This window comes from Streptomyces olindensis (assembly GCF_040645895.1).
In the GTDB taxonomy this organism is placed as follows: Bacteria; Actinomycetota; Actinomycetes; order Streptomycetales; family Streptomycetaceae; genus Streptomyces; species Streptomyces olindensis.
This window is the reverse complement of the sequence record NZ_JBEYZD010000085.1, coordinates 17,594-37,401: the sequence shown is the minus strand read 5'-3', so window position 1 is coordinate 37,401 and position 19,808 is coordinate 17,594. Positions and strand designations below refer to the sequence as shown.

At 73.4% G+C, this 19,808-nt stretch carries 20 protein-coding genes; 12 read left to right on the top strand and 8 right to left on the bottom strand.

The window, feature by feature from the left end:
• Nucleotides 1-20: 20 nt before the first annotated feature.
• On the bottom strand, nt 21-1,598 hold the full coding sequence (locus tag ABZ948_RS35575) for an MDR family MFS transporter (RefSeq protein ID WP_359766716.1): 1,578 nt from the start codon (nt 1,596-1,598) through the stop codon (nt 21-23).
• Between the two features lie 90 nt (nt 1,599-1,688).
• Nucleotides 1,689-2,375, bottom strand: coding sequence for a TetR/AcrR family transcriptional regulator (locus tag ABZ948_RS35570; protein WP_359766714.1), 687 nt, complete (start codon nt 2,373-2,375; stop codon nt 1,689-1,691).
• A gap of 269 nt (nt 2,376-2,644) precedes the next feature.
• Here ABZ948_RS35570 and ABZ948_RS35565 point away from each other — a divergent pair, with 269 nt between their 5' ends.
• Complete coding sequence (locus tag ABZ948_RS35565; protein WP_359766712.1) at nt 2,645-3,253, top strand: pyridoxamine 5'-phosphate oxidase family protein; 609 nt, start codon at nt 2,645-2,647, stop codon at nt 3,251-3,253.
• Nucleotides 3,254-3,281: 28 nt separating this feature from the next.
• Here ABZ948_RS35565 and ABZ948_RS35560 read toward each other — a convergent pair whose 3' ends face one another.
• Together ABZ948_RS35560 and ABZ948_RS35555 are read right to left on the bottom strand one after the other, a co-directional pair.
• Entirely contained in the window at nt 3,282-4,529 is a 1,248-nt protein-coding gene (locus ABZ948_RS35560) for a PP2C family protein-serine/threonine phosphatase (RefSeq protein ID WP_359766720.1), read from the bottom strand.
• 148 nt (nt 4,530-4,677) lie between these two features.
• Nucleotides 4,678-5,772, bottom strand: coding sequence for a carboxylate-amine ligase (locus tag ABZ948_RS35555; protein ID WP_359766710.1), 1,095 nt, complete (start codon nt 5,770-5,772; stop codon nt 4,678-4,680).
• Between the two features lie 250 nt (nt 5,773-6,022).
• Between ABZ948_RS35555 and ctaD the strand changes: the two genes are divergently transcribed.
• The 7 genes from ctaD to ABZ948_RS35520 all read left to right on the top strand — a co-directional run bounded on the left by ctaD (nt 6,023) and on the right by ABZ948_RS35520 (nt 13,688).
• Nucleotides 6,023-7,738 (top strand): aa3-type cytochrome oxidase subunit I, encoded by a 1,716-nt coding sequence (gene ctaD / locus ABZ948_RS35550; RefSeq protein ID WP_359766708.1) that lies wholly within the window; start codon nt 6,023-6,025, stop codon nt 7,736-7,738.
• Nucleotides 7,735-8,109, top strand: a complete 375-nt coding sequence (locus ABZ948_RS35545) for a hypothetical protein (protein ID WP_359766706.1) — start codon at nt 7,735-7,737, stop codon at nt 8,107-8,109. The genes ctaD and ABZ948_RS35545 overlap by 4 nt, the downstream gene beginning before the upstream one ends.
• 277 nt (nt 8,110-8,386) lie before the next feature.
• A complete protein-coding gene (locus tag ABZ948_RS35540) occupies nt 8,387-8,713 on the top strand; it encodes a hypothetical protein (protein ID WP_359766704.1) in 327 nt (108 codons plus the stop codon).
• A gap of 107 nt (nt 8,714-8,820) precedes the next feature.
• The gene (locus ABZ948_RS35535) at nt 8,821-9,963 is read left to right on the top strand and encodes a hypothetical protein (protein WP_359766702.1); all 1,143 of its coding nucleotides are present in this window, start codon (nt 8,821-8,823) and stop codon (nt 9,961-9,963) included.
• A 97-nt stretch (nt 9,964-10,060) separates the two neighbouring features.
• Nucleotides 10,061-10,591: a (2Fe-2S)-binding protein gene (locus ABZ948_RS35530; RefSeq protein ID WP_359766718.1), complete on the top strand. Its 531-nt coding sequence runs from the start codon at nt 10,061-10,063 to the stop codon at nt 10,589-10,591.
• Nucleotides 10,588-11,592 (top strand): FAD binding domain-containing protein, encoded by a 1,005-nt coding sequence (locus ABZ948_RS35525; protein WP_359766700.1) that lies wholly within the window; start codon nt 10,588-10,590, stop codon nt 11,590-11,592. Before ABZ948_RS35530 ends, ABZ948_RS35525 begins: the two co-directional genes overlap by 4 nt.
• Nucleotides 11,589-13,688 (top strand): xanthine dehydrogenase family protein molybdopterin-binding subunit, encoded by a 2,100-nt coding sequence (locus ABZ948_RS35520; protein ID WP_359766698.1) that lies wholly within the window; start codon nt 11,589-11,591, stop codon nt 13,686-13,688. Before ABZ948_RS35525 ends, ABZ948_RS35520 begins: the two co-directional genes overlap by 4 nt.
• A gap of 108 nt (nt 13,689-13,796) precedes the next feature.
• Here the strand turns inward: ABZ948_RS35520 and ABZ948_RS35515 are convergent, their stop codons facing one another.
• Nucleotides 13,797-15,572, bottom strand: coding sequence for a hypothetical protein (locus ABZ948_RS35515; RefSeq protein ID WP_359766696.1), 1,776 nt, complete (start codon nt 15,570-15,572; stop codon nt 13,797-13,799).
• Nucleotides 15,573-15,819: 247 nt separating this feature from the next.
• Between ABZ948_RS35515 and ABZ948_RS35510 the strand changes: the two genes are divergently transcribed.
• The 3 genes from ABZ948_RS35510 (at nt 15,820) to tgmB (ending at nt 17,455) form a co-directional block, all read left to right on the top strand.
• A complete protein-coding gene (locus tag ABZ948_RS35510; protein WP_359766694.1) occupies nt 15,820-16,131 on the top strand; it encodes a YkvA family protein in 312 nt (103 codons plus the stop codon).
• A gap of 132 nt (nt 16,132-16,263) precedes the next feature.
• Nucleotides 16,264-16,455, top strand: coding sequence for a putative ATP-grasp-modified RiPP (gene tgmA / locus ABZ948_RS35505; protein ID WP_359766692.1), 192 nt, complete (start codon nt 16,264-16,266; stop codon nt 16,453-16,455).
• A gap of 16 nt (nt 16,456-16,471) precedes the next feature.
• Nucleotides 16,472-17,455 carry an ATP-grasp ribosomal peptide maturase gene (tgmB, locus tag ABZ948_RS35500; RefSeq protein ID WP_359766690.1) on the top strand — a complete coding sequence of 328 codons (984 nt, stop codon included), beginning with the start codon at nt 16,472-16,474 and terminating at the stop codon, nt 17,453-17,455.
• Nucleotides 17,456-17,494: 39 nt separating this feature from the next.
• On the opposite strand, the gene ABZ948_RS35495 is transcribed toward tgmB, so the two are convergent.
• Both ABZ948_RS35495 and ABZ948_RS35490 read right to left on the bottom strand, forming a co-directional pair.
• Nucleotides 17,495-17,698, bottom strand: coding sequence for a hypothetical protein (locus ABZ948_RS35495; protein ID WP_031111422.1), 204 nt, complete (start codon nt 17,696-17,698; stop codon nt 17,495-17,497).
• A 139-nt stretch (nt 17,699-17,837) separates the two neighbouring features.
• A complete protein-coding gene (locus ABZ948_RS35490) occupies nt 17,838-18,311 on the bottom strand; it encodes a hypothetical protein (protein ID WP_359766687.1) in 474 nt (157 codons plus the stop codon).
• 184 nt (nt 18,312-18,495) lie between these two features.
• On the opposite strand from ABZ948_RS35490, the gene ABZ948_RS35485 reads away from it, so the two are divergent.
• On the top strand, nt 18,496-19,467 hold the full coding sequence (locus tag ABZ948_RS35485) for a GlxA family transcriptional regulator (RefSeq protein ID WP_359766685.1): 972 nt from the start codon (nt 18,496-18,498) through the stop codon (nt 19,465-19,467).
• Between the two features lie 46 nt (nt 19,468-19,513).
• Here the strand turns inward: ABZ948_RS35485 and ABZ948_RS35480 are convergent, their stop codons facing one another.
• Nucleotides 19,514-19,765, bottom strand: a complete 252-nt coding sequence (locus ABZ948_RS35480) for a DUF5133 domain-containing protein (protein WP_037763987.1) — start codon at nt 19,763-19,765, stop codon at nt 19,514-19,516.
• Nucleotides 19,766-19,808: the final 43 nt, after the last annotated feature.

Sequence of the window (19,808 nt, the reverse complement as noted above, 5' to 3'; positions counted from 1 at the left end):
GTCGGCGTCAGACGTCGGCGTCAGGCGTCCGCGTCGACGCGCGGGCGGGTGCCGTCCGCGGCCGGCCCGGCGGTGTGCGTGGACTCCTCGGAGAGCCGCTCCATGCCGCTGGTGGTCTTCAGTGGCTTCTCCTTGATGAACAGCACGGCGATCAGCGCGAGCAGCGCGAAGGGCGTGGCGACGAGGAAGAGTTCGGCGGTGGCGACCCCGTACGCGTGCTCCACGATGTTCCGCATCGGCTCCGGCAGGGCGGTCATGTCGGGCACGCCCCCGTGCCCGGCCTGGCCCCCGCCCGCGGCGGCGCCCGAGCCCTCCAGGCTCTTGGTCATCTCGGAGGCGACACGGTTGGCCAGGATCGCGCCGAGCACGCTGGTGCCGATGGTGCCGCCCATGCTGCGGAAGAAGGACAGCACCGAGGTCGCGGCGCCCAGTTCGGCCGCCGGGACGTCGTTCTGCGCCGCCAGCACCAGGTTCTGCATCAGCATGCCGACGCCGATGCCCATCACGGCCATGTAGAGGCTGAGCAGCGCGAAGTGGGTGTCGGCCCCGATCGTGGAGAGCAGTCCGAGGCCCGCGGTCATGGTGACCGCGCCCACGACGAGGTACACCTTCCACCGCCCGGTCGCGCTGATGATCTGCCCGGCGACGGTGGAGGAGAGCAGCAGCCCCAGGATCATCGGCAGGCTCATCAGGCCCGCGACCGTGGGGGACTTGCCCAGGGACACCTGGAAGTACTGCGACAGGAAGACCGTGCCGCCGAACATGGCCACGCCGACGAACAGGCTGGCGACGGTGGTCAGCGTGACGGTGCGGTTGCGGAAGATGCCCAGCGGGATGACCGGTTCGGCGACCTTCGCCTCGACGAACACGGCGGCGACGAGCAGTGCCACTCCCCCGCCGGTCAGCGCGGCGGTCTGCCAGGACGCCCAGTCGAACTCGTTCCCGGCGAGCGTGACCCAGATCAGCAGCGCGCAGACGCCCGCCACGATCAGGAAGGCGCCGAGGTAGTCGATCCTCGCCTCGCGGCGGACGGTGGGCAGGTGCAGGGTGCGCTGGAGCAGGGCGATGGCGAGCAGGGCGAAGGGCACGCCGATGAAGAAGCACCAGCGCCAGCCGAGCCAGGAGGTGTCGACGAGGACGCCTCCGATCAGCGGACCGGCGACGGTGCCCACGGCGAACACGGCGCCGAAGATGCCGGCGTACTTGCCCAGCCTGCGCGGCGGGATGATCGCGGCCATCACGACCTGCGCGAGCGCGGTGAGGCCACCGGCGCCGATGCCCTGGGCGACTCGGCTGAAGATGAGCAGCCCGACGTCGTGGGAGAAGCCGGCCAGCAGCGAGCCGACGACGAACAGGCCGAGGGAGAGCTGGAGCAGCAGTTTCTGGTTGTAGAGGTCGGAGAGCTTGCCCCACAGGGGCACGGTCGCCGTCATGGCCAGCAGTTCGGCGGTGACGACCCAGGTGTAGGAGGACTGGCTGGCCCCCAGGTCGGCGATGATCCGCGGCAGCGCGTTGGAGACCACGGTGCCGGCCAGGATGGCGACGAACATGCCCGCCATCAGTCCCGACATGGCCTGGAGTATCTGCCGGTTGGACATGGCGGACGGTGACGCCTCTACCGGCGCCGCTGAAGAAGTCACATCATCTCTTTCACACTGTTGACGGTGGCAGTTCGCGGTGCGGAGTGGTTACCGGTCTGCCGGGGCCGGGGCCGGAAGCCCTGCGGCCAGTTGCTCGAACGTCTCCCGGAAGACGTCCGCGAAGGCGACTTCGTCCTGCCGGACGCACCAGTGCTCGACGGCGACCCGGACGGCCGTGACGCCGACGGCGGCCAGCAGGCGTGGGTAGAGGCCCAGCGCCCGCCTCCTGCGGACGTCGTCCGGCGACGCGGAGTCCGGGCGTTCCTCGGAGAAGAGCGGCGAACCGGTGCCGATGCGCTCGGCGAGCGTTTCGGCCAGGGCGAGTTCGTCCGCCAGGTGGGCGCCGATACTGCGTGCGAGCAGGTGCGGCGAGCGGCGCAGCACCTCCGAGTGCAGGCGCCACAGTTCCTGGTGCTGCTCGATCTCCGCCAGCTCGGATGCGATGGCGTCGCGCAGTGCCTCCAGCGGGGGGACGTCGGGGGGCGCCGCGAGGACGGCCTGCCGGACCCTCGCGCTCGACTCCGCGCCGATCATCACGAAGACGTCGTCACGTGCGTCGAAGTAGTTGAAGAACGTCCGCGCGGAGACGCCGGCGGCCTCGCTGATCGCGTCGACGGTGACGTTCTCCGCGCCGTGCTCCGCCGCGAGGCGCACGGCGGCCGCCACCAGGGCGGCTCGCGTGGCCTTCTTCTTGCGTTCCCGCAGCCCGGGAGCCGCCGGATTCCCCTCCGTCATTTCTTCATACTATGCAAAGGTGCAGTCTCTGCAAAATCTCCTGCCTCCGCGTGACAGGAGGGACGCCGGGACCGCAAAGCGGCATGGGAGAGCGGTTGTTCTACCCTCACGTGCAGGGCCGGTGGCGCTTTTCGGCCTGCAAGGCGATCGAATCAGCCACGCGTGCCGTGGCGGACGCGGGCGGACCATCCCTGCCAGGAGGAACCTTGTACGACGACCAGCGGGCAGAGCGCCCCGGAAGCCACGGAGAGCACCACATACAGCGCGAGTTGGGCACCGTCGAACGCGCCGACCGGTTCTACGACGAGCAGGTGCTGGACCGGCTCAATCCGCGGATGAAGGAGTTCGTGGCCCGTCAGGAGATGTTCTTCCTCGCCACGGCGGACAGCCGCGGGGAGTGCGACAGCACCTTCCGGGCCGGCCCGCCCGGCTTCCTGCGGGTACTCGACGACGCGACCCTGGCCTACCCGGAGTACCGCGGCAACGGCGTCATGGCCTCGCTCGGCAACATCCGGGAGAACCCGCACATCGGCATCCTGATGATCGACTTCTCCCGGGACCGCATCGGCCTCCACGTCAACGGCCGCGCGGAGCTGGTCGCCGATGACGCCATGCGCCGGCGGCACCCGGGCCTGCCCGTCGACCCGGTGCCCGGCCGCCGCCCCCAGATGTGGGTGGAGGTCGAGGTGGAGGAGGCGTACATCCACTGCTCGAAGCACATACCGAGACTCGTCCCGGCCCCGCTGCGGCAGAACGCCGCCAGGGAGGGCGGCCCGGCCGCCGACGGTGAGCAGGCCTGGGGCACCGACGACGTCCGGCGCAAGGGCGGCGACTACTTCGGAGCGGCGGCCCAGCGGCACGGGCTGGCGTCACGCTGAAGGACGGCGACAGGCGGGCCGTCGCCGGTCAGGCGTCTTCGCGGTCGGCCGGGCGTCGCCGTGAGGGGTACAGGCCGGTCAGGTCGGCCGCCGTCCGGGCCGGTTCCGCGTGCGGGCCGATCCATTCGCAGATGAGGACGGTGGCATCGTCCTGGAGACGGCCGTCGTGGTACTCGAGGACGGCGTGGATGAGGCGGCGCAGCGTCTCGGGGACGGGCAGTCCGTCGGCGTGGTGGCGGATGAGGAAGTCGGTGAACCGGTCCAGGCCGAATTCCCGGTCGCCGGAGCGGCGCGCCTCGGTGATGCCGTCGGTGTAGAGCACGACGCGGTCCCCGGGCTGGAGGTGCTCCTCGCACACCGTGCCGCGCAGTCCGAGGTCGGTGCCCATCGGGTGGGCCGGCGGGCAGGTGAGGTGAGTCGTCCAGCGGTTGTCGCGGATGATGATCGGCGGGTGGTGACCGCGGTTGATCCACTGCAGGCCGCCGGTGCGGGTGTCGAGCGTGGCCAGGACGCCGGTGACGTAGCGCCGGTGGTCGTACTGCTCGAGGAGGGCGGCTTCGACGGCCTCCGCCTTGGCGAGGAGGTCGGCGCCCTGGCGGCGGGCGTTGCGACAGGCGCCCAGCGCGAGCGCCCCGGAGAGACCCGCGGCGGTGTCGTGGCCCATCGCGTCGAAGATGGTCAGGTGGACCAGGGGCCCGTCGACGGCGTACTCGAAGACGTCGCCGCTGATGTCGTAGGCCGGTTCCAGAGCGGCCGAGATCGCCACCCTGCCGTCGGCGTAGGTGCGCGGCGGCAGCAGGTTCCACTGCATCTCGGCGGCCACGCTCATCGGCCGGGCGCGGACCAGCCTGGCCAGCGCGTCGCTGGTGCCCCGCTTGCTGACGACGATCAGCGAGACGAGGGCGGCCAGCGCCTCCATGTCCGCGCGGGTGCCGGCGTCGTTGCGCCCGGCGCTCACCCGCAGCAGCCCGATGCGTTCGGTCCCGTCCAGCAGCGGCACCCACCAGTCGAACGTGTCGTCGCCCGGCGGCCCGGCGGGCAGCACGTCGCCGTGCTGGAAGGCGCGCCCGGCGACCGTCCCCTCGATCTGCAGCACGGGCTCATGCCCCCGGGCCGCCGCCTCGTCGCCGGGGAGGAGGCACAGGGTGCTGCGTTGCAGGTCCGCCAGGTAGATCAGCACGTGGTGGAAGTCGGCGGCACGCGCGCACTCGGAGGCCTTGGCGGGCAGCAGCTCGATCGGCATGAGGTGACTGGCGTCCAGCAGATCGGCGAGCATCCGCCGTCCGCCCTCGCCGCTCCGCTCGCTCACGGTCCACCTCCGTTCGTCGCACGGGACGGTCACCCGCGGCGGCGTCCGAAAAGCCGGCCCCCGGCCCCCGGCGGCGCCGGTCACGCGGTGCGCCGCGCACCGGCCGAGTGCCCCGTCACGGAATCGTGCCCCGGGCGCTGATGAGGTCGGTGACCGCCGGGAGGCCGCCCTGCGCGAGGGCGGCGCGCTGCCGGTCCGCGCCGGTGCCGTCCTGCAGGAGCCGGTGGATCAGGGACGTGACCTGCCGGGTGTCGCCGGAGGCGTCGAGTGCGGGAGCGACGTGGCGCAGGAACTCGTACAGCATGTCGCCGGCGCGGTGCGGTGTGCCGCCCGGGTCGACCAGGGTGTCGTCGAGGCCGTGGCGGGCGGCGTGCCACATGGCGGCCTGGAGCATCTCCGGGGCGCAGTCGGGCAGGGGCGCGCCGGCGGCCGTCTCCGCCAGGGCGGTCTCCACCAGGCCCCGGGTGATCGCGGCCAGCATGACCGCCTCGTCGGCGTGCAGCTGGACGTCCAGGCACCGCACCTCGACGGTGGGGTAGCGCGACGACAGGCGGGCCTGCCAGTAGAGCTGGCCGATGTCGGAGATCAGCCCGGCCTCCGCGAGCCGCTGCGCGCGCCGGTCGTAGTCGGCCGCGTCCCGGAAGGCCGGGGGCATGCCGCTGACGGGCCAGCGGCTGAAGATCACCGTGCGCCAGCTCGCGAAGCCGGTGTCGTGGCCGTCCCACAGCGGGGAGTTCGCCGCCATGGCGGTCAGGGTGGGCAGCCAGGGCCGGATCCGGTTCAGGACCTGCACGCCCGCCTCGCGGTCGGGCACGGCGACGTGGACGTGGGTGCCGTTGACCAGCTGCTCCGCCACCAGCTGCGGCGCCTGCGTGACCATCGCCCGGTACCGGGCCTGGTCGGTGACGGCCACGGGACGGCCGTGACGCACCGGGGGTGTGCCGCAGGCGGCGATCCGGCAGCCGTGCTCCTCGGCAGCCACTCCGACGGCGTGGCGCAGCCGCAGCAGGTGCCCGCCGACCTCCTCCAGGGTGTCGCACACCGGCGTGGCCACCTCGACCTGGGCCTGCAGCAGCTCGTACTGCACCTCCTGGTCGGCCACGAGACGCCCCACGCCCGCCGCTGCCCGCACCTTGTCCGCATGGGGAACCGGCAGGCCCGTGACCGGGTCGAGCAGCAGATACTCCTCTTCCACGCCGATCGTCGTCATCGACCACCCTCTGTTCCGCCCGGCCGACGGGCCGGACCTCCACCCGAGTGCCGCAGCTACTTCATGACAAACCATGACACATCAAGCGAAACGAGTCGCGGACCGCTCGGACGACTGGACAATTCGGCCATTCAGCCGGGCACACCGCGAGGACACACGAAGGGGACGGACCGCCGGGGCTAGTTTCCTCCGAGCCGGACCCGGCTTCCGCCCTGGTGTCCAGACACCGTTGCTGCCGATCGAGGAACTCATGGCGACCTATACCGAGCCCGTCGCGCCGGTACCCGCGGTGGAGCGCCGCGGCAGAGGGAAGGTGATCGTCACCTGGGTGACGACCACCGATCACAAGAAGATCGGGCACCTGTACCTGATCACGTCGTTCGTCTTCTTCCTGATCGCCGGGGCGCTGGCGATGGCCATCCGGGCGGAGCTGGCGCGGCCGGGGCTGCAGATCCTCTCCGGCGAGCAGTACAACCAGGCGTTCACCATGCACGGCACGATCATGCTGCTGCTGTTCGCGACGCCCACCTTCGCCGGCTTCGCCAACGCCGTCATGCCCCTGCAGATCGGCTCGCCCGACGTGGCGTTCCCCCGGCTGAACATGCTGTCGTACTGGCTGTTCCTCTTCGGCGGCCTGATCGTGCTCGGCAGTTTCCTCACCCCGCAGGGCGCCGCCGACTTCGGCTGGACCGCGTACACCCCGCTCAGCGGCGGTGAGCGCACCACGCACGTCGGCGGGGACCTGTGGCTCATGGGGCTGGCGCTGTCCGGCTTCGGCACGATCCTCGGCTCGGTCAACTTCATCACCACGATCATCTGCATGCGCGCCCCGGGCATGACCATGTTCCGGATGCCGATCTTCACCTGGAACGTGCTGCTCACCTCGGTGCTGGTGCTGCTGGCCTTCCCGGTGCTGGCCGCCGCCCTGCTGGTGCTGGAGGCGGACCGGCGGTTCGGCGCCCAGGTGTTCAACGCCGAGAACGGCGGCGCGGTCCTGTGGCAGCACCTGTTCTGGTTCTTCGGCCACCCCGAGGTCTACATCCTGGCGCTGCCGTTCTTCGGTGTGATCAGCGAGATCATCCCGGTCTTCGCCCGCAAGCCGATCTTCGGTTACACCGGGCTGATCGGTGCCACGATCGCGATCGCCGGCCTGTCGGTGACGGTGTGGGCGCACCACATGTTCGCCACCGGCGCGGTGCTGCTGCCGTTCTTCTCCTTCATGACGTATCTGATCGCCGTGCCGACGGGCGTGAAGTTCTTCAACTGGATCGGCACGATGTGGAAGGGCTCGCTCTCGTTCGAACCGCCGATGCTGTGGGCGGCCGGCTTCCTCGTCACCTTCCTCTTCGGCGGCCTGACCGGGGTCATCCTGGGCTCGCCGCCCCTGGACTGGCACGTCACCGACAGCTACTTCGTGGTCGCCCACTTCCACTACGTGCTGTTCGGCACGATCGTGTTCGCGATGTTCGGCGGGTTCAGCTTCTGGTGGCCGAAGATGACCGGCACCATGCTCGACGTGCGCCTGGAGAAGATCCACTTCTGGACGCTCTTCACCGGCTTCCACACCACGTTCCTGGTGCAGCACTGGCTGGGCGCCGAGGGCATGCCCCGCCGCTACGCCGACTATCTGGACGCCGACGGTTTCACCGCGCTCAACACCGTCTCCAGCATCGGCGCCTTCCTCCTCGGCCTGTCGACGCTGCCGTTCCTCTACAACGTGTGGCGGACGGCCCAGAAGGGCGAGAAGGTCGAGGTCGACGACCCGTGGGGCTACGGGCGCTCGCTGGAGTGGGCCACCTCCTGCCCGCCGCCCCGCCACAACTTCCTCACCATGCCCAAGATCCGCTCCGAGTCCCCGGCCTTCGACCTGCGCCACCCGGACCTGGCCGTCCTCGACGAGGCGGAGAACACCGGCGGGCAGCGCGATGTGCTCGACGCCGGCGGGCACAAGGGCGAACGGCCGTGAGACGCGGCAGACGCGGGGCGCCGGCCGGCGGGCCGCCGCACGTCCTGGCCGACGAGGTGGAGGGCTACCTCCTCGCCCAGGCCCATCGGGACCAGGCGCGACGCGAGGCGGAGGACCTGTGCGCCCGGATGCCGTGGCTGACCACCGCCCAGGCCGAGGAGGTCGCCGGGCACTACGTCCGCACGCGCCTGGACGTCACCCGTCAGCTGCTGCTCGGCACGGTCCGGCGGGCCGAGCAGTTGCGGCACGAGTACGAGACCCGTTACGCCGCCCTGCGGCACGCCCTGCTCAGGCGCCACGCGGCCGGTGCCTGCGCCGTCCTCGCCTGCGCCGCCGGGGTGGGCGCGCTGGCGGGTCTGCCGGTCCGCTGACGGGCGGGGCGGCCGACGCCGGGGAGAGCCTCCCGGGAAGCGAGCAGGACCCGCCCCGATGCGGATGGTGGGCGGGCCCTGCTCGTGCGCACCATTGTCGGGAAACCCCCGGGGGCCGGACCACGAGTGAGATCCACGTGTGTGCGCGCGGCGCGCACACCCCGCGCGCAGGGCGCACTCCCCGCACTCCCGTCCCTGCCCCCGGGCGCTGCCCGGGGCCGCAAGGCGCGGCCCGCGTCCTCACATGGCACAGCTCGGCACGGGTACGCGGTGCCCCATGAGTGACGACAACAGCGCGGAACCGAACGACCGCGGGAGCCGGCCGGAGAGCACCGAGGAGGAGCGGGCCGCCGCCCGTCCCTTCAGCTATCCGCACCCGGAGCGGCGCGCGGGTGTGCGCGCCACCCGCCACATCAGCCGTGACGAGGCTGACGCGGACAGCGTCCCCGGCGTGCCGGGCGGCTACGGCACCACCGGCGGCGGTCAGGCAGGCGGCCGGAGCACGCCCCGTCCCGGCGGTGAGGACACCGCCGAGGAGTCGGGCGTGACCGACGTCGTACCGGGCCGCGAGCCGCGCCCCGACCGGGGAGGTGACCGCTCGTAGGTGCGTACGGGACGGGAGCCCCGACCGGGACGCGACCCCGGGTGATCCCCGCCGGCCTGCGGCGACGATACTGGCAGGCACACGTACCCACGCTCACAGATGGACCCATGCCGACCTCCCCCACCGTCCGCCCCCTCACCCCCGCCACGGTGTGGCTGGCCCGCGGCCGCCGTACCGGAGGCGCCGCGGAAGACGCTCTCCGGCGCTCGCTCCAGCAGCGCAAGGACAGCCGCGACATCGACGACTTCGTGGAGTTGCCCGCCGACGAGGCCGCCCCCTCGGAGGGGGTCTTCGAGGCCCGCTGGCGGGTGGACGACACCGTGACCGTGCGCGCCCGGCTGAGTCTGGCGCCCGGCCCGGGCGACGCGCAGGAGTGGCTGCTGGTCGCGGAGGCCGAGCAGCCGTGGCGGGAGGCGTGGCCGTCCCCGGCCGGCCTGTTCTGGCCCGAGGAGCCGGACACCGCGTGGGTCCAGGATCCCGCCACGGACCTGTCCCTGCGCGAGATCAACCCGCTCCCCCAGGACGACAAGGAGACCCGTCGCCTGCTGCGGAACGCGGTGCGCGGCGGCTGGCACATCCACGTGGTCGTCCACGAGGCGATGACCACCGACGACCGCGGCCGGGTGCCGCTCGCGCGGTGGCTCCCGCCGGGCCTGCGGCACCGCGTGGTGGAGCACCGCGCCGCGCCCCAGCAGCACCGGGGCCTCAACTGGGCCCTGCGCGACCTCGGTGTCCAGGTGCCGCGCGGCGGTGCCGTGGTACTGCCCGGCACACCGGCCCCGGAGGGCTACGACGCCCAGGACTTCTCGGTACGCGCGGTCTTCCTCGACGGCTCCGAGCCCGCCGACCTCGTCGACGCCGTGACGCGGTTCGCGGCGCTGCCGAGACCCCTGCCCGACGGCGCCGAGGACGCCCTCACCGCGCTGCGGGAGGACTGGCACCTGCTGACGCTCCAGGAGGAGCTGGAGCGCCAGCGCGGTCTGGTGGCCATGTACGCCGAGGCGCTGGAGGCCATGACGAAGTCGCGTGACCTGTACCGGGAGGCGGCCGAACGCGCCCACGAGGCCCTGGCCGCCTACCAGGAGTCCGCCGGGGCCGCTCCGGCCCGGCAGGAGCCGTCCGGTGCGGCCGCCGCGTCCCCGCTCCAGCAGCTCACCCGGACCCTGGAACGCTTCAGGACCAGGCGCCCGGCGACGACGGCCGAGGACCCGGGGAGCGCCGACGTCCAGCAGGTGAAGTCGGCGCCCTAGGAGGTGTCCGCCTCGCGGGGCGGACGTGTCAGTCGAGGTCTCGTGGATACGCGTTCCGGTACGGCAGTACGGCCCGCCCGGAAAGGTCCTCGACGACATGGGCAACGACCAGCACCACTCGGAGACGACGCTCCGCGTCAACGGCAAACCCCACACGCTCACGGTCGACCACCGGCGGGTCCTGCTGGACCTCCTGCGGGAGGATCTCGGCCTCACGGGCGCCAAGAAGGGCTGCGACCACGGTCAGTGCGGCGCCTGCACGGTCCTGGTGGACGGGCGGCGCCTGAACAGCTGTCTGCTGTTCGCCGTCGCCCTGGACGGCTGCGAGGTCACCACCGTCGAGGGCCTCGCGGGCGACGGGGAGGAACCGCACCCGCTGCAGCGCGCCTTCCTGGAACGCGACGCCTTCCAGTGCGGCTACTGCACCCCGGGCCAGATCTGCTCCGCGGCCGGCGTGCTCGCCGAGGCGGCGGCCGGACATCCCTCGCACGTCACCGATCCGGCCGCGCCCTCGGGTGAGCCGGTGCCGCTGGACCGGGACGAGATCCGGGAGCGGCTGAGCGGCAACCTGTGCCGGTGCGGTGCGTATCCGCGCATCGCCGAGGCGGTGGAGGACGTGATCCCGTGAAGGAGTTCGCCTACGTCCGCGCCGGGAGCGTCGAGGAGGCGACCTCCGCGTACGCCTCCCACACCGGCGCCCGCTATCTCGGCGGCGGCACCAACCTCGTCGACCTGATGAAGCTCGGCGTGGAGACGCCCGCCGCGCTCATCGACGTCACCCGGCTGCCGCTGGACGCGGTGGAGGAACTGCCCGACGGCGGGCTGCGGATCGGGGCGATGGTCCGCAACAGCGACCTCGCGGCCCACCCGCTGGTGCGCGACCGGTACCCGGCACTGTCGCAGGCGGTACTCGCGGGCGCCTCCGGGCAGCTCCGCAACGCGGCGACGACCGGGGGCAATCTGCTCCAGCGCACCCGGTGCCCGTACTTCCAGGACCTGTCCAAGCCGTGCAACAAGCGCGAGCCGGGCAGCGGCTGCGGCGCGCGGGACGGTGTCCACCGCGACCACGCGGTGCTGGGGCACTCCGCGCACTGCATCGCCACCCATCCCTCGGACATGGCGGTGGCGCTGGCCGCCCTGGACGGGCGTGTCGAGCTGTACGGCCCCGAGGGTGCCCGGCGTGTCGCGGCGGCGGACTTCCACCGGCTGCCCGGGGACCGGCCCGAGCGGGACACCGAGATCCGCCCCGGGGAGCTGGTCACCGGCGTGGTGCTGCCCGCCGCCGCGGCGGGGCTGCCGTCGGCGTACCGCAAGGCACGCGACCGGGCCTCGTACGCCTTCGCGCTCGCCTCCGTCGCGGTCGTGCTGCATGTCGAGGACGGTGTGGTCCGCCATGCGGGTCTCGCCTTCGGGGCGCTGGCGCACCGGCCGTGGCGGGCCCGGCGGGCGGAGGAGGCGCTGCTGGGCGCGGCCCCCACCCTCGCCGCGTTCGAGCACGCCGTCGACCTCGAACTCTCCGCCGCGCGGCCGCTGCGGGACAACGCCTACAAGGTGCCGCTCGCCCGGAACCTCGCCGTGGACGTGCTGTCCCGGCTCACGGACACCGCGCTCACGAGGAGGGCCTCATGACCGGCAGCGTGGGCGCTCCCGCCGAGCGCCGGGAGGGACGGGAGAAGGTCAGCGGCACCGCCCGCTACGCCGCCGAGCACCACGTGCCCGGGCGGGCCCAGGCCTGGCCCGTGCCGGCGGCTGTCGCCCGGGGGCGGGTGACCGGCGTCGACACGGCGGCCGCCCTGGCCGTGCCGGGTGTGCTGGCCGTCCTCACCCACGAGAACGCGCCGCGGCTGCGGGAACCGGACGATGCCACGCTCGCCGTGCTCCAGGACCCGCGGGTCCCGCACCGGGGCTGGTTCGTGGCCCTGGTGGTGGCCGAGACCCTGGAGGCGGCCCGGGCCGGCGCCGCCGCCGTCCGCGTCGGCTACGACGCGGAGGAGCACGACGTGGCCCTCACCGCCTCGCACCCGGGCCTGTACGTGCCCGAGGAGGCCAACGCCGGTGAGCCGGGCCTGCGTGAGCAGGGCGACGCCGACGGGGCGTTCGGTTCCTCGGCCGCCCGGGTCGACGTGGTGTACCGGGTGCCGCCGCTGCACAACCACCCCATGGAGCCGCACGCCAGCACCGCCCGCTGGGAGGACGGCCGGCTCACGGTGCACACCTCCAGCCAGGGCACCAACGCGGTACGGGCCGCGCTCGCCGGGCTGTTCGGCCTGCCCGAGGAGCGGATCGTCGTCACCGCCGAGCACGTCGGCGGCGGCTTCGGCTCCAAGGGGACGCCACGGCCCGACGTCGTCCTCGCCGCGATGGCGGCGCGGCAGACCGGGCGGCCGGTCACCGTGGCGCTCCCCCGCCGGTACCTGCCCGCCGTCGTCGGGCACCGCGCCCCGACCCTGCACCGGCTGCGGCTGGGGGCCGACGCGGACGGCCGCCTGGCGTCCCTCACGCACGAGGTCACCACGCACACCTCCCGCATCAAGGAGTTCGTGGAGCACGCGGCGGTCCCCGCTCGCGTGATGTACGCCGCGCCCCACCGCCGTACGGTGCACCGGGTCACCGCGCTGGACGTGCCCTCGCCGTCGTGGATGCGGGCGCCGGGCGAGGCCCCGGGCATGTACGCGCTGGAGTCCGCCATGGACGAGCTCGCCACCGAACTCGGCATGGACCCGGTCGAGTTGCGTGTCCGCAACGAACCGGACGTCGAGCCCGACAGCGGCAGGCCGTTCAGCAGCAGGCACCTGGTCGAATGCCTGCGGGAGGGCGCCCGGCGCTTCGGATGGGCCGGGCGCGATCCCCGCCCGGGTGCCCGCCGGGAAGGGCCCCTGCTGCTGGGCACGGGGGTGGCGGCGGCGACGTACCCCGCCATGGTGGGGCCCTCCACGGCCGCGGCCCGCGCGCTGCCGGACGGGACGTACCTGGTGCGGGTCAACGCCACCGACATCGGCACGGGGGCCCGGACCGTGCTCGCCCAGGTGGGCGCCGACGCCCTCGGGGTGCCGCTGGAGCGGGTGCGGACCGAGATCGGCAGCAGTGAACTCCCGCCCGCGCCGCTGGCCGGCGGCTCCTCCGGCACCGCCTCCTGGGGCTGGGCGGTGCACGAGGCCTGTGCCCGGCTGGCCCGGCGGCTGGCCGAGCGCACCGGGCCGCTGCCCGAGGAGGGCGTCGAGGCCCTGGCGGACACGACCGGCACGGCGGACGCCGAGAGCGAACGGGCGCGGCACGCCTTCGGGGCGCACTTCGCCGAGGTCGCCGTGGACACCGTCTCCGGCGAGGTGCGCGTGGGCCGGCTGCTCGGGGTGTACGCGGCCGGGCGCATCCTCAACGCCCGCACGGCACGCTCCCAGTTCGTCGGCGGCATGACGATGGGTCTGGGCATGGCGCTGACCGAGGGCAGCACGGTGGACGCCGCGTTCGGTGACTTCACCGAGTCGGACCTGGCCTCGTACCACGTGCCCGTGCACGCCGACGTCGGCGAGATCGAGGCGCACTGGCTCGACGAGGACGATCCGTGGCTCAACCCCATGGGCAGCAAGGGCATCGGGGAGATCGGCATCGTCGGGACGGCCGCGGCGATCGGCAACGCCGTCCATCACGCCACCGGCGTCCGCTTCCGCGAACTCCCGCTCACGCCGGACCGGGTGCTGACCGGGATGCTCGGGCGGCAGGCCTAAGGAGTGTTCGCCGAGTCCCGCCTGCCCCGCGCCCGCCTGGCGCCCGGCGCGCGGGCGGGACCGGATCCACCGGTGGGCGGATCCAGTCCGGCGCGGTGACCGCGGGCGTCACTCCGCCACGGGGCCCGCATCGGGCGCCTGCGCGGGCGCCCAGTCCCGGCTCGCGATGGGCGCCAGCACGCGGAAGACCAGCGCGACGAGGGCCAGCAGCGCCGCGCACACGGCGACCGCGGCGGCGAGCCAGGGCGGGGCGAGAGCGAGGTCGACGGCCCGGGACAGCGACGCCGCCGGGAAGGAACTCCCGTACGCCTGGGCCCCGGCCAGCACCGTGGGCACCAGCACCGCCCCGGCCAGCACCACGGCGACGGGGCGCAGGGCCAGCAGCAGCGCCAGCACCGTGCACAGCACCGACAGGCCGAGGGCGAACGCGTGCAGCCGCAGGGAGGCGTCGCCGCGCTGGAGCGGGAAGTGGGCCACGGCGCAGACGGCGAGTGCCAGGGCGGCGAGCCAGCCCGACCAGGACACCGAGCGGGCGAAGCGCTCCTGGGCGCGCTCGCGGTCCGGGGGCGGTGCGTCGAGGGTCCGGTGGGTCTCGCCGGCCGCGGCCCTGCGTGCCGCGCGGCGCCTGCCCGTCCGGACGGGCGTCCCGGGCTTCGCGGCCGTGCCGCCGGGGCGCGATGTGCCGTTCGGCGGGCGGCCGTCGCGGTCCAACCGCTCCAGGCCGAGGCGGTCGATCAGCTCGACCAGTTCCCCGACGGACCGGCCGGTGGCGGCCGCCCGCAGTGCCTCCTCGCGGACGTGGGGCTCCTGCGGCTCCTTGTGCAGCAGGGTGACCAGCCGGGTCACCTCCTCCACGGGGCGGTGGGCGGCCGCGGCGCGGATCGCCTCGTCCGCGCAGTCGGCGTCCCGCGGCGGCTTGGTCAGCAGGGCGATCAGCCGGGAGACGTCCTCCACGGGCCGGGTCACCCCGGCGGTGCGGAGCGCGTCGACCTTGGCCTGGGTGTGGTCGGGCGACTCCTCCAGCGAGGTGATGAGGTCGACGACCTCCTCCAGCGGCCGGTCGGCCACTGCGGCGTGCACCAGGTCGCTGACCGCGTCGCCGTAGGGCGCTCCGCCGGTGCCCGGCCCGGTGCCGGGCCGGAGCTCCACCGGGTTGTCGTCCAGCGAGCGGATGACGAACGGCCGCGCACCGGGCTGCTCCGGCTCGCCCGGGCCGGTCGCGGACGCCGGGGCGGGCTCGTCCAGGGCGGAAGGGCCGGGCCGGGCGTCCCCAGGAGCGCTCCCGTCCAGCACGGGAGCGCCCTGCTGTCCGTCCGTCAGGTCGCCGGGGGCGGGGGGCGCCGGTGCGTGGTTCATGGGGTCGGTGGGGTCGGCGGAGTCGGTGCCGGGGGCGGGGTACCGCTCGTCCGCCACGCCCGCCTGCCCGGAATCCGACGCGACGACGGGCCGCTCGGCCGCCGGGTCCGCCCGGCCGGGACCGGACGCGGCGACGGGCCGGTCGTCCGCGGGGCCCACGGGGTCGGAACCCGGCGCGGCGACAGGCTGCTCCGCGGGCTGGTCCGTGGCGGGGGAAGCGGGCCGCGCGGGTACCTCGGCGGAGCCGGGGGCAGCGGGCCGCACCGGTGTCTGAGCCGTCTGACCTGCCTGGTCGAGGCCGGGGGCGGTGGGCTGCGCGGCCGACCCGGCCACCGGGTGGGAGCCGAGGGCGACAGGCTCGGCACCCGCCGGGCCGGCCTGGTGGGCATCGGCGGGCTGCGTGCTCGTCTGCTCCACCTGGTACGTGCCGGTGGCGACGGTTGTCTCGGCGGACGGCTGGGCGGACCCGTTCGGCTCGCTGGGTATGGCAGGTTCGTTCGAGCGGGGTGATGAAGAGCAGGTGGTCATACTCGCCTCCATGGGAAGAGTGCGGCCGCTCCTGCGCCCCCCGTCGTGTGACGAGCGACGTTACGGTGACCATTACTAGGCGCCCCCGTCACACCGTGCCACTCGGGTGAGCCACCGGGATGACCGCCCGCACGGGAAAATCCGCCGACGCGCCGACATGTCGGGCCCCGGCCGCAATACAGCCGCCGGAAACGGGAATCCAGGAAGGGACACCCCGTGTCGCGGCACGCCAGGAGGAGGGCAACCCGTGGATACGACGACAACGGTGATCATCCTGGCCGCGGGTCTCGCGGCCCTCGTCCTCGCCTTCGCCGTCGGCATCCTCGTGCGGCTGGTGCGGACCCGGCGCGACCTGCGGCGCGCGGGACTGCCCACCGGCCCGCGGTGGGTCTTCTGGGGCGCGGTCCTCTACTTCGTGCTGCCCGTCGACCTGCTGCCGGACCCGGTGTACCTGGACGACATCGGCGTCCTGCTGCTCGCTCTGCGCACTGTCCGCGGCTCCCTCGGCGAGCGGGAGCGCAGTACGGCACACCGGCCGGACCACCAACCGGCCCGATGACTACGGAAAGTAAGGAAACCAACCACCCGTTCGATTCGTATAAGTCTCTGGAAGCCGAAACGAGCCGGCGGACCGGGTGGCCGCGCCCCTGGACCTTCGCTCGATCGGCGCAGTACCGACGAGGGAGAGACGATGCAACCGTTCGCGCTCAACTACGCGCGCCCGGCGGTGGAGTTGGAAGCTGCCACTCCGTACGTGTACGACGCCGGACTGCAGCTGAACCTGCTACGCGACGGCAGGGTCGCCGCCTGCGACTTCGCCGTATTGGCAGAGTTCGGCACCACGACGTCCACCGCCGGCTCCAAGACCCACTTCGACGACTGACCACGGGCCGCCGAAGATGACCGTACTGATCCTCACCTGTGAGGAGGACGTGACCGCGGACATGGTGGTCGTGCACCTGAACGGCGCCGGGGTTCCGGTGGTCCGGGTCGACCCCGCCGATCTCACCGGGGGTGTCGCGCTGTCAGGGGAGTACGTCCACGGCCGGTTCCGCGGCCATCTGTCCGCCGGGGGGCGGCTGGTGAGCATCGGGGGGCTGCGGTCGGTCTGGGTGCGCCGGCCCGGCACGCCGGCCGCGCGGGCGGCCCAGCCGTCCGCGTGGCTGACCGAGGAGGCCGCGCAGGCGCTCTACGGCATGCTGCGGGGCTCGGACGCGCGCTGGATGAACCACCCCGACGCGGCCGTCCGGGCCCGGCACAAGCCCTGGCAGCTGCGGCTGGCCCAGCGGTGCGGGCTGCCCGTGCCGGCGACGCTGATCACGACCTTCCCGCGCGCGGCCCGCGAGTTCGCCGAGCGCTACCCGGACCTGGTGGTCAAGCCGGTGTCGGGCGCGCATCCGCAGGACCCGCCACGGGCGGTGCCGACGAGCCGGGTCGCGCCGGACACGGACTTCTCCGCCGTCGCGTTCGGGCCGACGCTGTTACAGAGGCGGATCGCCAAGCGGGCCGACGTCCGGCTCACCGTCGTGGGCGAGCGGATGCTGGCCGCCCGCAAGGCGACGGCGGCGGACGCCGATCCCGACGACGTCGACGTGCGTTTCGCGGCGCCCGGGGCGCCGTGGGAGCCGGCCGACGTCCCGCCGCGCATCGCGCCGGGCGTCCTGTCCTATCTGCGCGAGGCCGAACTGGCGTACGGCGCCTTCGACTTCGCGGAGGACGCCGACGGGACCTGGTGGTTCCTGGAGTGCAACCAGTCGGGGCAGTTCGGGTTCGTCGAGGTGGAGACGGGGCAGCCGATCGCCCGCACCATCGCCGAGTGGCTGTCCCGGCCGGTCCCCGAGCAGCCGTCACGCGTCAACGGCTCGAACGCGACGGTGCGCTGAGGACCGGGCCCGGCACACCCCGGGCCCGGGCCCGCCGGGTCACTGCGGTCGCGGGCCGGGGAGCATGCCGGCTCGCTGCCAGCCCGCTCCCGGGGAGTGCGGCCGGTCGTAGCCGAGGGACTGCGAGGGCCGCATGACCAGCTCCAGTTCCCTGCTCACACGTTCGGCCTCGCGGCGCACCTGTGCGGGTACGTCGCCGCGCTCCGCGATGAGTCGGTCGTAGATGGGGGAATCCTGGAACACCCGTCAACGTGCCTTTCTGCTCGTCGGCCCCGTACGGGGGCGAGACTGCGAGTGTAGGCGGCACAGAGTCCCGGAGTGTGAATTCCCTGGGATGACTTGACGCAGACCGGACATCCGTGGCTGGCCGGCGGGGGCGGCGTCAGGCTCCGGTCGTGGAACCCGGCCGGACGATCATCAGGACGGTGACCGTGGCCCAGAGGAGGTTGAAGATCCCGGTGAACATGGCGAGTTGCACGGTGTTCCGGTGGTCCACGGTCTGCTCGCCCTTCAGCCGGCCGAGGAGTTCCTCCTGGCGGGGCAGGACGAACGCGACCAGGACGCCGGCGGCAGCGGCGGTCAGGGCGATGGAGGTGACGAGCCATCCGCTGCCCAGGACGCCCATCGCGGCGCCGGTGGCGAATCCGAACAGCGGGACCGTCAGTCCGACGCCGGCGTAGACGCGGCAGATGCGGTGCAGCAGTGCGACCGTGCCGAGCGCCGACGGGCCGGGGGCGTCGCCGTCCGCGGGAGCCGCGCGGCGCACCGCCGGCGGGAACATGCTGGCCGCGACGGTCACGGGACCGATGGCGACGATGGCGGCCAGGACGTGGAGGGACAGCAGGATCTTGGTCACCGGGGCTCTTTCCGTGAAGGTGATCGACAGCGCCCACGCTAGGAAGCCGTGACGTGATCCCCCAGGGGCCGGAACGACAGCTTTCCACGGGTTCTCGCCAACTCCCCCGGCCTGCACTCCTGCTGCGAGACCCCCACAGGGCCCACCTCACGGCACTGGCGGGAATGCCCCTAGGGTGGCGGTCATGCACACCGTGGCGATCCTGGTTCTCGATCACGTGGTCCCGTTCGACATGGCGGCGCCCCAGCAGACGTTCGCCTGGACCCAGTTGCCGGACGGGCGGCCCGCCTACCGGGTCCGGCTGTGCGCCGAGACACCGGAGGTGCGGGCGGACGGCGGTTTCACCCTGCGCGTCGACCGGGGGCTGGAGGCCCTGGCGGAGGCCGACACCGTCATCGTGCCGGGCTGCTCGCCGGAGGCCGCGCCGCCCTCCGCCCGGGTGCTGGCGGCCCTGCGGCAGGCGGCCGAGGCCGGTACCCGCATCGCGTCGGTGTGCGTGGGCGCCTTCGTCCTCGCGGAGGCGGGGCTGCTGGACGGGCTGCGCGCCACCACGCACTGGGTCGCCGCGGGCGAGCTGGCCCGCCGGTTCCCGCGGGTCGAGGTGGAGCCGGACGTGCTGTACGTGGACAACGGGCAGATCCTCACCTCGGCGGGTGCGGCCGCCGCGCTGGATCTGTGCCTGCACATGATCCGGCGGGATCTGGGGTCGGCCGTCGCCGCGGACATCGCCCGGATGTCGGTCATGCCGCTGGAACGGGAGGGCGGGCAGGCCCAGTTCATCGTGCACGAGCACCCGCCCGTGCCCCGGGGTTCGGCGCTCGAACCGCTGCTGGAGTGGATCGAGGACAACCTCGCCCAGGAGGTGACGCTCGGCGCGCTGGCGGCGCGCGCCGGGATGAGCGAGCGGACCTTCAGCCGCCGCTTCCGGGAGCAGACCGGCACCACGCCGTTGCAGTGGCTGCTGCGGGCGCGGGTGCGGCGCGCCCAGTACCTGCTGGAGAACACCGACCACTGTGTCGAACGGATCGCGCGACAGGCCGGGTTCGGGTCACCGACCGCGTTCCGGGAGCGGTTCCGCAAGGTGGCGGGAACCACACCGTACGCCTACCGGCGGGCCTTCCACGGGAAGACGGCCGCCTCGGCGGCCCGTTCGTAGGCCGCCGAGGCATGCGCCCGGTCCGTGTCCGGGCCGGGCGGGGGTGTCAGCCGACGAGCGTCAGGCCGTTCTCCCCGTCCGGGTCCGCGGTCTCGGACCGCCCCTTGGTGAGGAGCAGTGCGTCCGCCTTGGCGATCGCCTCGTGAATCGCGGACGTCCCCATCATCACGCACAGCGTGTAACTGACGTCCTCCAGCTCGCGTGCCGCCGCCGGATGGTGCCTCTCCGCCTGAGCGATCCTCAGCGACGCGTACCGCGTCAGCAACTCCCTGACGACCTTCGGGTCCGGTACGAGCACGTAGCGCCCCTCTCTCTATTTTTCGCTGCGTATGCCCGAACCA